This window comes from Asanoa siamensis (assembly GCF_016862555.1).
Taxonomy (GTDB): domain Bacteria; phylum Actinomycetota; class Actinomycetes; order Mycobacteriales; family Micromonosporaceae; genus Asanoa; species Asanoa siamensis.
Window position 1 is genome coordinate 1 of record NZ_BONE01000131.1, and the last position, 14,332, is coordinate 14,332.

The following is a 14,332-nucleotide window of genomic DNA, read 5'->3' on the forward strand; positions in this document are numbered from 1 at the left end:
GCCGCGCTCGGCGACCACCCGCCTACGCCGGGGTCCGGCGGTCGCCGTGGTGGGCTCACCCGCGCCGCCGGAAGGTCCCGCCGAGATCGCGGAGCATGCGCACGTGCACGGTGCCCGCGACGACCAGCGTGGCCACCATGACCAGGGTGCCGACCAGGACGCCGACGAACGCCAGCGAGCCGGGGTCGGCGAAGACGAACAGCGTCGAGATCACATAGACGGCGCCCCCGGACAGCCAGAAGTAGCTGACCAGCCGCGGATCGTCGGCGTCACCCGGCAGTTCGGACCGGGACTGCGGCGTCGGCTGCGAGGACAGGCCCTCCAGGCATTCGGCCGCGGTGAGGCGGCTCTCCATGAACCTCGACGAATACCTGCTGATCCGCCGCAAAGCGAACACCGGCGAGCTCGCGTTCCACCTGTGTTGGTCCCCGCGCCGGGTGCCGCTCGCGACGCTGGTCAGGGTCGCCGGGAGCCGCTGGCTGTCGAGGAATGCTTCCAGACCGGGAAGAACGAGATCGGCCTGGACCACTCCAGGTGCGGGGCTGGACCGGCTGGCACCGCTTCACCGCCCTGGCGATCCTCGCCCTCGCGATCCTCGCGGTCTGCGCCGCGACCCAGCCACCCGAACCCGAAGACCCGACCCGGCCGGCCCGAACCCAAGCGCCGATCCGGCTGACCATGCCCGAGATCCGCCGACCGACAACATAGATCGCGAAGTGTCGGACTGGCGGCCATAATCGGCGCATGGGTGATCTGACATTGGAAGATATGCTCTCGGTTGAACACGACGGCTGGAGATCCCTGTGCGAATCCCGGGGTGGCACCTTCTACGGTGACCTGATGACGGATGACGGGCTCATGCTCGTCTCCGACGGCACGGTCTTCGACCGTGACGGCATCACGGCCACCCTCAACCAGGCGCCACCCTGGACGACCTACACGATCGACGAACCGAGAGTCGTCTCGCTGGGGCCCGCGACCGCAGCCTTGATCTACCGGGCCCGCTCGCACCGCGAAGGCGCAGCTCCTTTCACCGCCCTTATGACCAGCGTCTACAGGCTCATCGACGGGCGGTTGCGTCTCGCTCTCTACCAACAGACACCCACCGAGCGGTAAGGGATCAGCGGCGCACTGTCCGCTGCGGGTAAAACAACGCTCGGCGGCGTCCGCCTATCGATTTGCGCTGCCCGGCAGGGTCTCCGCTGTGACCCGCGGCCACTGCACGATCCTCGATAGTCCTCACAAACCATCGATGATCACGCAGTGGCCGCCCTCGTCCTCACCCCGACTCCAGCCACGATCGCGAAGTGTCACAATGCGGAAAGCTCGGGCCAGGACACCTTGCTGGTCCGAGATATCAAGCAGGCGTCAGCGTCTCGATGCGCTCTGGTCCGGACTGCCTCCAACCGCTTCTCGGCAGCCCGCAACGCTGACCGGCTGCGAATCTCCCGGGAGGCGTTGAGCGAAGAGAGCAGCACCGCGCGGAAATGCCTGGGTCATGGACTTTGCCCCGCCGGAAGCGTCGTGATGCTGGCCATCCGTCCGTGCTCCCGTCAGATGCGGCCGGCGACCATGTCCATCAGGCGAGCGAGGACCTTGCCGTTCGAGGCCACGTTGCCGTCGTGTTCGTACTCGTTCGTCACCCACGTGCGGACGTTGCCGACCTGCGCCGCCGTATCCAGCGACAGGCCCGCGTCCACGTACATGTCGTCGAAGTAGACCGCCGCCGCTACCGGGACCTCGTTCGACGCCAGGCGGGTCGGGTCGTAGAGCGACGGCCAGTCCTCCGCCGCGGCCAGGATGTCGGCCGCGCCCGCGAACGGGCGTAGCGCCGCGATGTCGCGGAACATCCACGGGTACATCATCTCGCCCGTGAACAGCAGCGGGGTCGCGGTCGCGGCGAACTCCGGGCGGGTGCGGATCTGGCGGTCCGCGGCCCAGCGCGTCGGGCGGCCGGGGGCCGCGTAACAGTATTCCTGCAGCGCGAACAGCGGCGAGTCGACGAAACCCGTACGCGTCATCACCTCGTGCCGGAACAGGTCCGACAGCGAGTCGCCGTGCCAGGCGTCGTCGAGCAGCCAGTGCACCCGTTCGTAGCCGTCGCCCATGCCGAACGCGTTGCCCAGGAAGCGGAAGCGGTCCACCGTCAGGCGGTCGCCGTCCGGCAACCGGACGTCATCAGCCGCCAAGTGGTCCGCCACCCGGCGCACCGCCGCCACGTCCGACGGATAGCGCGCGTAGTAGGCCGCGTTCTTCGCCGACACCCGCGGGTACGTCCGCGCGTACACGTCATCCGCGGAAGCGGTCAGGCCCGGCAGGCCGCCCGTGATGTAGCAGGCCCGCAGCGCCTCCGGAAACAGGCTCAGGTACGTCAACGTGACGAACCCGCCGTACGACTGCCCGAGCGTCGACCACCGACCGTCGCCGAGCAACCGCCGGCGGATCACCTCCGCGTCCCGGACGATGCTGTCCGCGCGGAAGAACCGCAGATAGTCGGCGAGCTGCTCCGACGACAGGCCCGCGACCGTGCGCGCGCTCAGCGGCGTGCTCCGGCCCGTGCCCCGCTGGTCCAGCAGCAGCAACCGGTGGTCCTTGAGCGCCTGCCGGTACCAGCGCTCGTCCGGGCTCGACGGTCGCGGCGACTTCGCCCCCGGCCCGCCCTGGAAGAAGATCAACCACGGCAGGTCGTCGCCGGCCCGGTCCGGGGAGACCACCGAGCGTGCGAAGACCGAGATCGTCGGGCCGTCCGGGTTCGCGTGGTCGAGCGGCACGTCGAACGTGTGGTCGTCCAGCACGAGACCAGGGATGCGGATCACCGCACCAACGCTACGGGATCTCCACCGCGATCTCCTCGCCGAGCTTCGCCCCGCTCTCCAGCGGCAGCTCGTCGCCGCTCCAGAACCGTCCCGGGTCGTACCAGTTGGGGCGCCGACCGGCCGGCAGCAGGCCCATCGCCTCGTAGGTCACGGCGACCACCTCGGCGCAGTAGGCCGTCTCCAGCCGCGCGTCCGGCGGCGCGCCCGCGGCCTGCGAGTCGCCGGCGAAGAACCCCGACCGCAGGTCGGGCACCCGGCCGCGCGCCCATCGCCAGGCCAGCCGGGCCGTCGACGGGAACGGCGTGCCGTCGAGCCGGGCCACCGTACGCAGGACGGCGTTCTCCATCTCGGGGGTCACCGGCGTCTGGAGCTGGCGCAGCCAGGCGCGCTGGCCGTAGCGCCGGGCCCACAGCAGCACCGCGTCGCGCAGGTCGTGCAGTTGCACGCCGCGCTGGAACGTACCCGTCCAATGTCGCGTAACGAGCGCCCGAGCTCCGCGTGCCACATCAGCGCCGGCATGTCCTCGATCACCACCGACATGCCGACGTGGTTGACGGGGCTGTTGGTGGCGAGCCGGATCGCGCGGTCGGGGACCGAGCTGCCGCGGAAGAGCCACACGTCGCCCGTACGCGTCAGATCGACCGCGGCGTCCAGGGTGAGGGCCATACCCACTACCCTAAGTGGAATGCGGCTGTGGAAGGTCCTGGGAATTGCCGGGCTCGTCGGAGTCGCGGCGACCGGCGTCGTCGTGGCGCGTGCCGAGCGTAAGCGGCGCGCCTACACCCCGGAGGAGATCAAGGCGAAACTCCGCGAACGGGCGAAAGCGGTCAGCTGACCGCCGGCACCTCTTCGAGATCCGTCGCGCCCTTGCGCTGCACGGCGATCGGGTCACAGACAACAGTGATCCGGTACGAGACGGCGACGTTGGAGAGGATCTCCCCGCGGATCCAGAGGCACACGCCGACGCCCTCGGCGCCCTCCGGGTGCTCGTAGAACTCGATCTCCGGGGCGGCCAGCGCACCGAGCAGGCCCTGCGTGCCGCGGTCGGTCTGGGCGACCTGGAGCACGCCGGCCGTGACCTGCACCTCGACGCTCTCCAACTGGTCCGCGTCGTACCAGTGGGTGTCGGGCAGGAACAGCCGGCTGTCGACCGCGCGCTTCGCGTACGCGCCGCCCATGAGGCCCGTCTCGGCGTCGGGCTCGTCGCCGATGTAGGCCACGCCCGCGTAGTCGGTGCGCAGGCGGCGCTCCTCGGTGTCGTAGTCGGTCACCAGGACGTCGATGCGCGGCTGCGGCTCAAGGTGCAGATCGGTCACGCGCCGCACCCTAGCAGGTCGCGGGCATACCCCCACCCCTGGCTTGACCTGAAAACAAGACGGACGTACGGTTTACTTGCGTGCGGTTAGCCGAACCTAAGCCCGGCGAGCGCAGCCTGCTGCGAAAGACTGATGCGAAACAGGCGGAGAAGGAGTACGACGTGGCGAGCCTCGACACCTTCGGTGCGAAGAGCCAGCTGCGCGTCAACGACGCGAGCTACGAGATTTTCAAGATCACCTCGGTGGACGGGCACGAGCGGTTGCCCTACAGCCTCAAGATCCTGCTGGAGAACCTGCTCCGGACCGAGGACGGCGCCAACATCACCGCCGACCACATCCGGGCGCTGGCGGGGTGGGACCAGGACGCCGACCCGAGCGTGGAGATCCAGTTCACCCCGGGCCGGGTGCTGATGCAGGACTTCACCGGCGTGCCCTGCGTGGTCGACCTGGCCACCATGCGCGAGGCCGTCCAGGAGCTGGGCGGCGACGCCACCAAGGTCAACCCGCTGGCGCCGGCCGAGCTGGTCATCGACCACTCGGTCATCGCCGACCTGTTCGGCCGCGAGGACGCGTTCGCCCGCAACGTCGAGCTGGAATACCAGCGCAACCGCGAGCGCTACCAGTTCCTGCGCTGGGGCCAGACCGCGTTCAACGAGTTCAAGGTCGTCCCGCCGGGCACGGGCATCGTGCACCAGGTCAACATCGAATACCTGGCTCGTACGATCATGGAGCGCAACGGCCAGGCCTACCCCGACACGGTCGTCGGCACCGACTCGCACACCACGATGGTCAACGGCCTGGGCGTCGTCGGCTGGGGCGTGGGTGGCATCGAGGCCGAGGCCGCGATGCTCGGCCAGCCGGTGTCGATGCTGATCCCGCGGGTCGTCGGCTTCAAGCTCTCCGGCGAGATGCCGGCCGGCACCACCGCGACCGACCTCGTGCTGACGATCACCGAGATGCTGCGCAAGCACGGCGTCGTCGGCAAGTTCGTCGAGTTCTACGGCCCGGGCGTGGCCGCAGTGCCGCTGGCGAACCGCGCGACCATCGGCAACATGAGCCCCGAATACGGCTCGACCATCGCGATCTTCCCGATCGACGCCGAGACGATCAACTACCTCGAGCTGACCGGCCGGGACGCGCAGCAGGTCGCGCTCGTCGAGGCGTACGCCAAGGAGCAGGGTCTCTGGCACGACCCCGACCGTGAGCCCGACTACTCCGAGCGCCTCGAGCTCGACCTGGCCACGATCGAGCCGTCGCTGGCCGGCCCGAAGCGCCCGCAGGACCGCGTGCCGCTGGGCAGCGCCAAGCCGCTGTTCCGCTCGGTGCTCACCGACTACGTGCAGGCGACCGGCGCGGCCGACGAGGCCTCCGAGGAGTCGTTCCCGGCCAGCGACCCGCCGGCCAACGACCACGACGACCCGGCCGACCAGCCGCGCAGCCACGAGTCGGCGGCAGTCGGCGCCAACGGCCGCACCTCCAACCCGGTGCGCGTCACCGGCGACGACGGCACCGAGTTCGAGCTCGACCACGGCGCCGTCGTGATCGCCGCGATCACCTCCTGCACCAACACCTCCAACCCGCAGGTGATGATCGGCGCCGCGCTGCTCGCCCGGAACGCCGTCGACAAGGGCCTCAACCGCAAGCCGTGGGTCAAGACCACGCTGGCGCCGGGCTCCAAGGTCGTCATGGACTACTACGAGCGCGCCGGCCTCACGCCTTACCTGGAGAAGCTCGGTTTCCACCTCGTCGGCTACGGCTGCACGACGTGCATCGGCAACTCCGGCCCCCTGCCCGAGAACATCTCGGCGGCCGTGTCCGAGCACGACCTGTCGGTGGTCTCGGTGCTGTCCGGCAACCGCAACTTCGAGGGCCGGATCAACCCCGACGTCAAGATGAACTACCTGGCGTCGCCGCCGCTGGTCGTCGCGTACGCGCTGGCCGGCTCGATGGACATCGACCTGGTCAACGAGCCGATCGGGGTGGGCTCCGACGGCCAGCAGGTGTTCCTGCGCGACATCTGGCCGTCGGCCGCCGAGATCGAGGAGGTCATCGGCCGGGCGATCGCGAGCGAGATGTTCACGCGGGACTACGCCGACGTCTTCGCCGGTGACGAGGCGTGGCAGAGCCTGCCGACGCCGAGCGGCGACACGTTCGCGTGGGACTCGTCGTCCACCTACGTCCGCAAGCCTCCCTACTTCGAGGGCATGGCCCGTGAGCCGCAGCCGGTGTCCGACATCAGCGGCGCGCGGGTGCTGGCCAAGCTCGGCGACTCGGTGACGACCGACCACATCTCGCCGGCCGGCGCGATCAAGGTGGACTCGCCCGCGGGCCGCTATCTCGCGGACCACGGCGTGGCCAAGCACGAGTTCAACTCGTACGGTTCGCGGCGCGGCAACCACGAGGTGATGATCCGCGGCACGTTCGCCAACATCCGGCTGCGCAACCAGCTCGTGCCGGGGGTCGAGGGTGGCGTGACGGTCAACCACCTCGACGGCTCGCAGACCACGATCTTCGAGGCTTCGCAGGCGTACGCGTCGGCGGGTGTGCCGTTGGTCGTGCTGGCGGGCAAGGAGTACGGCTCGGGCTCGTCGCGCGACTGGGCCGCCAAGGGCACGATGCTGCTGGGCGTGCGGGCCGTGATCGCCGAGTCGTACGAGCGGATCCACCGCTCCAACCTCATCGGCATGGGCGTGCTGCCGCTGCAGTACCCGCAGGGCCAGAACGCCGAGTCGCTGGGCCTGACGGGCACGGAGACCTTCGAGTTCACGGGCGTCGAGGCGCTCAACGACGGCTCGACCCCGCGCACGGTCTCGGTGACGACGGACACGGGCGTCTCCTTCGACGCGGTGGTCCGGATCGACACGCCCGGCGAGGCCGACTACTACCGGCACGGTGGCATCCTGCAGTTCGTGTTGCGAAAGATGCTGGAGAGCTGAGTTCTGAGTTACGGAAGGGCCCCCTGGACCACAGGGGGCCCTTCGCTGTGCAAGGCTCGACGCATGGACGACAAGACCGTGTTGAGCCGCATCAACGACCTGGTCCAGGAGGAGCACCAGCTCCGCACCCAGGTGCAGGGCGGCCAGATCTCCTCGGACGAGGAGCGCGTACGCCTCCGTCAGCTCGAGGAGTCCCTCGACCAGTGCTGGGACCTCCTCCGCCGCCGCCGCGCGGCCCGCGCCGCAGGCGGCGACCCGGACTCGGTCAACGCGGAGCCGATCTCCGAGGTCGAGGGCTACCTGCAGTAGCCCGTGGCGCACCCGGATAGCGTGTCCGCGTGAGCGGTGTGATCGAGCGGCGGCTGGCCGAGCGCGGGCTGGTGCTTCCGGAGCCCATGACGTTGCCGGCCGGGGTGAGCCTTCCCTTCCCGTGGGTGCGGGTGCACGGCAACCGGGCCTTCGTGTCCGGGCACGGGCCGTTGTTGCCGGACGGGTCGCTGGCCGGGCCGTTCGGCAAGGTCGGCGCCGAGGTCACGCCCGAGCGGGCGTACGAGGCCGCCCGGCTGACCGCGTTGGCCATGCTCGCGAGCCTGAAGCGCGAGTTGGGCGACCTCGACCGGATCACCGCCTGGCTGCGGGTGTTCGGCATGGTCAACACGGCGCCGGGCTTCACCGCGACGCCGCCGGTGATCAACGGGTTCTCGGACCTCGTCCTCGATCTCTGGGGCGAGCAGGCCGGCAGCCACGCCCGTTCCGCGGTGGGCCTGGCCGACCTTCCGTTCGGTATCCCGGTCGAGATCGAGGCCGAGGTCGCGATCGACGGCTGAGCCGCGCGCTACGCCGACAGCACGTAGATCCGCGGGTTCAGCTTGCCGATCATCTGGTAGACGCCCCAGAGGCAGTCGGTGAGCACGTACTCGTAGACGAGGGTGCCGAACCGCTCCTCGTACGCCGCCCGGTTGCGCAGCATTCGCGACACCCGCAGCAGCTGCTTGGAGCTGGCGGCGACGCCGTCCTCCTCGAGGCGTTCGCGCGCCTCACCGTGCAGCTCGACGCACCGCACGATGCCCAGCCCGGCACCGGTGATCGCGGCCTCGAACCGCCGCGGGTCGAGGTTGGCGGCGTGGATGCCGGCCGGCGGCCACATGAACGCCGCCTCCGCCGGCGACAGCCAGTCGGTCGCGGTCATCTGGAAGACCAGCGCGTGTCCGCCGGGCTTGAGGACGCGGCGGAACTCGGCGAACGCCGTCTCCAGATCCTCGACGTGGATCAGGACGTCCCGGCACCAGATCAGGTCGACGGAGCCGCTGGGATCGATCAGCTTCTCGGCGACGCCCTCGTCGATGCGTACGCGGGCGGCGGTCTCGGGCTCCTCGACCGCGAGCGCGGCAAGCGCGCGGGCCGCGTTGTCGAGATGACGGCGCACGGGCTCGACACCACGCACGTTGAACCCGAAGCGCCGCGACAGCTCGACGCTGTAGCGCCCCTCGCGCGCGCCGACGTCCAGGACGGTCGACCCCGGCGGCAGGCCGGTCTCCTCGACGAGGTCGAACAACAGCTCGTTGAGACCGCGCGGCGACAGGCTCTCGTCCAGCGCCGCCTCGACCTCCTCGTCGTCGAACGGGTCGCCGTAGACGTCATGGATGCTGCGCATGCGGGAGTCGGTCACAGCAGGGGACGCTAGGACCACCGCCGCGGCGTACGCAACAGACTTTCTCGCGTCCATAGTGGACGGCCCCACGGAACGCGAACCGGCTGGTACATTCGCGGCTCGACGTGTGAAACCGTGCTCGTGACCCGTTTCCTCGACCGCGGCGCCGCCCCGCCCCAGCAACCGGCCCCCGCACCCCACACCGCCGCCCCCGCCGGGCAGGCGCCGCGGGCCAGCACGCACCCGCCGACCGGCGAGCAGGACCTGGCCGCCGTCTGCGACCAGAAGGTCTATTTCCCGCGGTCACCGAAGCACGCGGGCAAGGCCCCCCACCCGGTGGCGCTGTTCCGCGAGAAGATGCCGAACACACCGCGCGCGAAGGACAACACCTACTACCTGGGTGTCGACCCGTCGAGCCAGGCCGGACAGACCTGGGCGACCGAGTCGTACGACAAGGTCCAACTGGTCGCCTGCGTCGACCGGGTCACCACCGGCACGACGATCCGGGAATGCCGGTTCGACGACCCGACGCCGGAGACGGTCACGCTGCTGGACGCCACCTGGCGCCTCCACGTCTACGAGGTGTCGACGGGCCGCAAGCTGCTCGACAAGACCATGCCCGGCGACGACCGCGCCTGCCCGGTCGTCGCGTTCGTCGGCCTGGACAGGAAGATCTACGCCAAGATCAGCGACCGCACCACGATCGCCAGCCTGCGCGACCTCGTCACGAAGTGACCTCGTCGGCCTGGGCGACCCAGGCCGAGAACACGGGCAGGCCCATCCATGCCGCGCCCTCGGCCGTGTCCGGTTGCCAGCAGTCGCGCCACGGGCGGTCGGCCACCGCCACCACCGCGTACGGGTGGCCGAAGCGCAGTTCGGCTGTGCGTCGGAAGCCGTCCTGGGGGATCGGGGCGCTGACGCCGACCATCATCGCCGACACCGCCGCCGCCTCGAAGCCCACGCGGGTGTAGCGGGCCATCGCCACCTGGGCCGCCTCGTGCCAGCCCTCTACACCCAACGTCGACATCGCCGCACCCGCGGCCGCCGGGAGGCCCAGCTCAGGGCGGTTCAGGTCGTGCTCGCTCGACGCCGACCACGCCGGCAGCACCGCCTTGTAGACCTCCTCGCGGCCGCCGGGGGCCGTCGTGCGGGTCGCCTCCTCCCTGATCGTCCAGAGTGGACCATCGCCCACCGGCAGGTCGTACAGGGAGCGCCTGTCGATCGGCCCGCGGGTCGCCGACGCGACCGCCAGGTCGTACGCCGCCGCCAGCACCGACGACGCCGGCGTCGACGGCGGCGCGATCACCGACGTGACCCGCAGGCCCTCGACCGCGTACCCCGTGTGCACCGCCACGTCGCCGATCGACGGCACCCGGGCGATGAACGCGTCGTGGCCGTGGTCGGGCATCTCCAGCACCTGGTCGACCCCGTCGGCCAGCGGGCCGCCGAGCCGGGACGACGGCGCGAGCGTGAACGGGCGGACCCACGACACCTTCGTCGCCAGCGCGGTCGCGAGGAGGAGCACCGTGTCCGGGCGGATCTTGAGGGGCATCTCCTTGATCAGGCCGAGGGTGTGCTCGTCCGCCCACGCGTTCGCGACCGGCTGGGACGGCAGCGGGCCCGTCTCGACCGAGGACGGCAGCGCCGCCAGCCAGGAGTCGACGGCCGCCGACGGCTGGCGGTCCAGCCAGAGCGCCGCGGCCGCGAGCACCGCGGGGTGCGGGTCGTCGAGCAGTGCCCGCGCGATCGAGGACGCGCTCGCCAGGTCGACGCCCAGCGCGGTCTCCAGCTCAGCCGAACCACCAGGCGCGGCCGGTGCGCACAGGGCCGCCAGCAGCCACGCGCCGAGCGGCGACGCCACGTGGTGGGTCGGGCCGGCGGTCGCGTGCAGCAGCGAGGCGTAGCGTGCCAGTGGCGCCCGCAGGTCCACAGCCGTGGTCATGACCTCCACTCTGCCAGCACCCGAACACGTTTGCGCGCGGCGCCGCCCGGCAACTTAGAACCCCGTGAACGCCAAGACCGAGCTTGACGTCCTGTCCGACTTCTTCGACCGGTACGGCTCCGCGCTGACCGCCGGCGACGTCGCCGCCATCGCGGGCTGTTACGCACTTCCGGGGAGCGTCGTCGCCGACGCGTACACGTTCACCTTCTCCTCGCCGGCCTCCGTCGCGCTCTCCTTCATCGGCGCGGCACCCGACTACCAGGATCGCGAGCTCATCGCCGCGCACGCGAAGATCGAACACGTCGACAAGCTGACCCCGGCCCTCGCGCTCGTCACCGTCGAGTGGGAGTTCCTCGACAGCCAGGGGCGGTCGGTGCCCGGGGAGCGCTACGTCTATCTCGTGCGCACCACGGAGGACGTGCCCGCCATCTGTACGGTGATCCACGCCGCCTGACCGGGGAGCCCCGCCGGTGATGAGAGGATCTTCGGATGGATCTGAGCCGGCAGCGAGCCCACTGGATCGACCGGTCCACGCTCGTCTGGCGTTTCGAGGGGCCCGTCGGCGACCGCCGCTGTGACCTGGTCTGGTCGCCGGACGCCGCGTTGCGGATCATCGACGGGGCGCTGGCCGGGCCGCACGAGACGGTGTCGCTGCGGGTCAAGCCCGGCGGCCTGACCACGGCGCAGCGCCGGCAGTGGCCCCACCTGGCTGATCATGCCGCGTTCACGGTGGAGGCCGACGAGGACACGATCAAGCGGGCCCTGCGGAGCCAGGTCGTCGTCAGCGCCCGCGACGACGGCGGCTGGCTGCTCGTCGCCACCGGCGTGCAGCTTCCCGGCGTGCTCGACGACGTCTACGCCGACGCCGTACACGCCGATCTGGGTTGTCGTTTCCACCACGACGGCGGCGTGACGATCTCCGTCTGGGCACCGACGGCGCGCGAGGTCGCGCTCGAGTGGGACAACGGCGAGATCCTGGGCATGTGGCGCGACGACCACACCGGGGTCTGGCGCGTCGACGGCGACTGGGGCTGGACGGGGCGCCGCTACCGCTTCCGGGTCCAGGCCTACCACCCCGCGACGCAGCGGATAGAGACGATGAGCGTCACCGACCCGTACGCGGTCGCCCTGACCGCCGACTCGACCCACAGCATCGTCGCCAACCTGCTCGACCCGCTGCTGATCCCGGCAGACTGGGGCACACTGCGCAAACCGCCGCCGATCAGCGCCGCGCGCGCCCAGGTGCACGAGGTCTCGGTCCGCGACTTCTCGATCTACGACAGCAGCGTGCCGGCGGAGCGACGGGGCACGTTCGCCGCCTTCGCGACCCCGAACAGCACCGGGATGCGGCACCTGCGCAGGCTCGCCGACGCCGGCGTCACCCACCTGCACCTGCTGCCCGCGTTCGACTTCGCGACGGTGCCGGACCTGCGCGCCGACCAGTTGCAGCCCGAGGGTGACCTCGCCGCGCTGCCGCCGGACTCGACGGAGCAACAGGAGAGGATCGACGCGGTACGGGCCAGGGACGGTTACAACTGGGGGTACGACCCGCTGCACTACTCCGTACCCGAGGGAAGTTATTCGACCGAGCCCGACGGACCGCGACGGATCACGGAGTTCCGCGAGATGGTCGCGGCCCTCAACGGGATCGGCCTGCGCGTGGTGATGGACGTCGTCTACAACCACACCGTCGCCGGCGGCGTCAACCACCACGCGGTGCTCGACCGGATCGTCCCCGGCTACTACCACCGGTTGCTCGCCGACGGCCGCGTCGCCGACTCGACGTGCTGCGCCAACACCGCGCCCGAGCACGCGATGATGGGCAAGCTGGTGGTCGACTCGGTGCTGCGCTGGGCGGTGGACTACAAGGTCGACGGGTTCCGCTTCGACCTGATGGGCCATCACCCCAAGGACAACATGCTGGCGGTACGCGCGGCGCTCGACCGGCTCACCCCCCAGCGGGACGGCGTCGACGGCCGGGCGATCCTGATCTACGGCGAGGGCTGGGACTTCGGCGAGGTCGGCGGCAACCAGCGGTTCGTCCAGGCGAGCCAGTTGCAATTGGCGGGCACCGGGATCGGCACGTTCAACGACAGGTTGCGCGACGCGGTCCGCGGCGGCCAGGCGTTCGAGACCAACCCACGATCGCAGGGGTACGCGACGGGCCTGTTCACCGACCCGAACGGCGACGAGGTGAACGGGCCGCCGGAGCACCGGCGCGCCCGGCTGCTGTTCCAACAGGACCTGATCAAGATCGGCCTGACGGGCAACCTGGCGTCGTTCTCCTTCGTGGCCAGCAGCGGCGCGACGGTGACGGGCGGCGAGTTCTACTACAACGGCGCCCGCGCGGGCTACTGCGCCTTGCCGGGGGAGTGCGTGACCTATGTGGACGCACACGACAACGAGATCCTGTTCGACACGCTCGCCTTCAAGCTCCCGGCCGGCATCGCGCCGCTGGACCGGGCCCGCATGCAGGTGGTGGCCTTGTCGTTCACGGTGTTGAGCCAGGGCATGGGCTTCGTGGCGGCGGGCTCGGAACGCCTTCGCTCGAAGTCCCTGGACCGCAACTCGTTCGACTCGGGCGACTGGTTCAACGGAATCCGCTGGGACGCGACCGCCGGCAACGGCTTCGGCCTGGGTTTGCCGCCGGCCTGGGACAACGGCGACAAGTGGCCCTTCGCCGCACCGCTGCTGGCGGACCCGACGCTGGTCCCGGGGGCGGACCTGATGGAGTGGACGACGGAGCGCTACCTGGAGCTGCTCCGCATCCGCCGCGACTCACCGCTGTTCGGCCTGCCGACGGCGGTCGAGGTGCAGGACCGGCTGTCGTTCCCGCTTTCGGGCCCGACGGAGACGCCCGGCGTGATCACCATGCACCTGACCGGCGTCGACGACCTGATCGTGATCTTCAACGCGACGCCGGCCACGGTCACCCAGAAGCTGCCGGCGCTGCGCTTCGGCACCTTCGCCTTGCACCCCCACCAGCGCGCGGGCGGTGACGCGCACCTGCTGCAGTCGGTCTTCGACCCGGCGACGGGCGTCTTCACGGTCCCGTCCCGGACGGTCGCGGTCTTCACGGGCTCGCTCTAGCGGCCGGGCTGCCGGCGGCGGAGCGCGGAGCGGACCACCGGTGGCTGCGGCGGTCGCGGTGGGCGGACGGTCGCGGTAGGGGTGGCGCTGGGGCGGCGCTCACGGTTGGGCGGCGGTCGTGGTGACGGTGGCGGCGGTGGCGGTAGCGGTAAGGCGGCACTCGCGGTGGGTTGCGCTCGCGGCAGCGCTGGCGCCGGCGGTGGCGCTAGGACGGGGCTTGCGGTGGGTTGCGCTCGCGACAGCGGTAGCGGTGTCGCGGCGCTGGCGCTCGGGGCAGTGGCGCTCGCGGTGGCGCCGCAGTCGGGGTGTCTTCGGCTCGGCATGCTGGCGGGAGCGGGCAAGACGATGCTGGTCGAACGGCTGCCGTCGGCGCGGCCGCCGCTCGACGACGATGCCGCGCTCGAGGTCTCGGCGCTGCACTCGGTGGCCGGGTTGCAACGCGGGTCGCCGTACGCGCCGACGCCTTGGTCACGGCGTCGCGGGCGGTTTAACGCTCCCCGGCGCGGGCGACCAAGGCGAAACATGTCGCTGACCTTGCGCAAGATCTCGGCCTTGGTCTTGCCCACTTCGCCCCACGTGGG

Annotated in this window: 14 protein-coding genes and 2 pseudogenes; 10 read left to right on the plus strand and 6 right to left on the minus strand. The window is 70.7% G+C overall.

Annotated elements, in window-relative coordinates; translation table 11 throughout:
- Positions 1-55: 55 nt before the first annotated feature.
- Positions 56-355: a hypothetical protein gene (locus tag Asi02nite_RS39180; RefSeq protein ID WP_203719120.1), complete on the minus strand. Its 300-nt coding sequence runs from the start codon at positions 353-355 to the stop codon at positions 56-58.
- Positions 356-368: 13 nt separating this feature from the next.
- Here Asi02nite_RS39180 and Asi02nite_RS43040 point away from each other — a divergent pair.
- Together Asi02nite_RS43040 and Asi02nite_RS39190 are read left to right on the plus strand one after the other, a co-directional pair.
- Positions 369-696: pseudogene (locus Asi02nite_RS43040) on the plus strand (IS701 family transposase); the annotation flags it as partial.
- A gap of 48 nt (positions 697-744) precedes the next feature.
- Positions 745-1,116: a nuclear transport factor 2 family protein gene (locus Asi02nite_RS39190; protein ID WP_203719121.1), complete on the plus strand. Its 372-nt coding sequence runs from the start codon at positions 745-747 to the stop codon at positions 1,114-1,116.
- A gap of 437 nt (positions 1,117-1,553) precedes the next feature.
- On the opposite strand, the gene Asi02nite_RS39195 is transcribed toward Asi02nite_RS39190, so the two are convergent.
- Both Asi02nite_RS39195 and Asi02nite_RS39200 read right to left on the minus strand, forming a co-directional pair.
- Complete coding sequence (locus tag Asi02nite_RS39195) at positions 1,554-2,816, minus strand: alpha/beta fold hydrolase (protein ID WP_203719122.1); 1,263 nt, start codon at positions 2,814-2,816, stop codon at positions 1,554-1,556.
- A gap of 10 nt (positions 2,817-2,826) precedes the next feature.
- Positions 2,827-3,482 (minus strand): annotated as a pseudogene (locus tag Asi02nite_RS39200) (hypothetical protein).
- 19 nt (positions 3,483-3,501) lie between these two features.
- Here Asi02nite_RS39200 and Asi02nite_RS39205 point away from each other — a divergent pair.
- Positions 3,502-3,651: a hypothetical protein gene (locus Asi02nite_RS39205; protein WP_203707015.1), complete on the plus strand. Its 150-nt coding sequence runs from the start codon at positions 3,502-3,504 to the stop codon at positions 3,649-3,651.
- Here the strand turns inward: Asi02nite_RS39205 and Asi02nite_RS39210 are convergent.
- A complete protein-coding gene (locus Asi02nite_RS39210) occupies positions 3,644-4,132 on the minus strand; it encodes a hypothetical protein (protein ID WP_203719123.1) in 489 nt (162 codons plus the stop codon). The genes Asi02nite_RS39205 and Asi02nite_RS39210 overlap by 8 nt on opposite strands.
- A gap of 161 nt (positions 4,133-4,293) precedes the next feature.
- On the opposite strand from Asi02nite_RS39210, the gene acnA reads away from it, so the two are divergent.
- The 3 genes from acnA (at position 4,294) to Asi02nite_RS39225 (ending at position 7,895) form a co-directional block, all read left to right on the plus strand.
- On the plus strand, positions 4,294-7,068 hold the full coding sequence (acnA, locus tag Asi02nite_RS39215; protein ID WP_203719124.1) for an aconitate hydratase AcnA: 2,775 nt from the start codon (positions 4,294-4,296) through the stop codon (positions 7,066-7,068).
- A gap of 63 nt (positions 7,069-7,131) precedes the next feature.
- On the plus strand, positions 7,132-7,377 hold the full coding sequence (locus Asi02nite_RS39220; protein WP_203719125.1) for a DUF2630 family protein: 246 nt from the start codon (positions 7,132-7,134) through the stop codon (positions 7,375-7,377).
- A gap of 29 nt (positions 7,378-7,406) precedes the next feature.
- Positions 7,407-7,895 (plus strand): RidA family protein, encoded by a 489-nt coding sequence (locus Asi02nite_RS39225; RefSeq protein WP_239127647.1) that lies wholly within the window; start codon positions 7,407-7,409, stop codon positions 7,893-7,895.
- Between the two features lie 8 nt (positions 7,896-7,903).
- Here Asi02nite_RS39225 and Asi02nite_RS39230 read toward each other — a convergent pair whose 3' ends face one another.
- Positions 7,904-8,737: a class I SAM-dependent methyltransferase gene (locus tag Asi02nite_RS39230; RefSeq protein WP_203719126.1), complete on the minus strand. Its 834-nt coding sequence runs from the start codon at positions 8,735-8,737 to the stop codon at positions 7,904-7,906.
- A 117-nt stretch (positions 8,738-8,854) separates the two neighbouring features.
- On the opposite strand from Asi02nite_RS39230, the gene Asi02nite_RS39235 reads away from it, so the two are divergent.
- Positions 8,855-9,454 carry a hypothetical protein gene (locus tag Asi02nite_RS39235; RefSeq protein WP_203719127.1) on the plus strand — a complete coding sequence of 200 codons (600 nt, stop codon included), beginning with the start codon at positions 8,855-8,857 and terminating at the stop codon, positions 9,452-9,454.
- On the opposite strand, the gene Asi02nite_RS39240 is transcribed toward Asi02nite_RS39235, so the two are convergent.
- A complete protein-coding gene (locus tag Asi02nite_RS39240; RefSeq protein ID WP_203719128.1) occupies positions 9,444-10,661 on the minus strand; it encodes a hypothetical protein in 1,218 nt (405 codons plus the stop codon). The genes Asi02nite_RS39235 and Asi02nite_RS39240 overlap by 11 nt on opposite strands.
- 64 nt (positions 10,662-10,725) lie before the next feature.
- On the opposite strand from Asi02nite_RS39240, the gene Asi02nite_RS39245 reads away from it, so the two are divergent.
- The 3 genes from Asi02nite_RS39245 to Asi02nite_RS42615 form a co-directional block, all read left to right on the plus strand.
- Complete coding sequence (locus Asi02nite_RS39245) at positions 10,726-11,115, plus strand: DUF6841 family protein (RefSeq protein WP_203719129.1); 390 nt, start codon at positions 10,726-10,728, stop codon at positions 11,113-11,115.
- A gap of 35 nt (positions 11,116-11,150) precedes the next feature.
- Entirely contained in the window at positions 11,151-13,751 is a 2,601-nt protein-coding gene (gene pulA, locus Asi02nite_RS39250; protein WP_203719130.1) for a pullulanase-type alpha-1,6-glucosidase, read from the plus strand.
- A gap of 276 nt (positions 13,752-14,027) precedes the next feature.
- Positions 14,028-14,332, plus strand: a 305-nt coding sequence (locus Asi02nite_RS42615) for an ATP-binding protein (RefSeq protein ID WP_203719131.1), incomplete at its 3' end; no start/stop codon positions are given.

What these genes read in the sequence shown, in the direction of transcription:
- pulA (WP_203719130.1), top strand. Translation starts at nt 11,151, where the DNA reads ATGGATCTGAGCCGGCAGCGAGCCCACTGGATCGACCGGTCCACGCTC.
- Asi02nite_RS39205 (WP_203707015.1), top strand. Translation starts at nt 3,502, where the DNA reads ATGCGGCTGTGGAAGGTCCTGGGAATTGCCGGGCTCGTCGGAGTCGCG.
- Asi02nite_RS39220 (WP_203719125.1), top strand. Translation starts at nt 7,132, where the DNA reads ATGGACGACAAGACCGTGTTGAGCCGCATCAACGACCTGGTCCAGGAG.
- Asi02nite_RS39240 (WP_203719128.1), bottom strand. Translation starts at nt 10,661, where the DNA reads ATGACCACGGCTGTGGACCTGCGGGCGCCACTGGCACGCTACGCCTCG.
- Asi02nite_RS39180 (WP_203719120.1), bottom strand. Translation starts at nt 355, where the DNA reads ATGGAGAGCCGCCTCACCGCGGCCGAATGCCTGGAGGGCCTGTCCTCG.
- Asi02nite_RS39190 (WP_203719121.1), top strand. Translation starts at nt 745, where the DNA reads ATGGGTGATCTGACATTGGAAGATATGCTCTCGGTTGAACACGACGGC.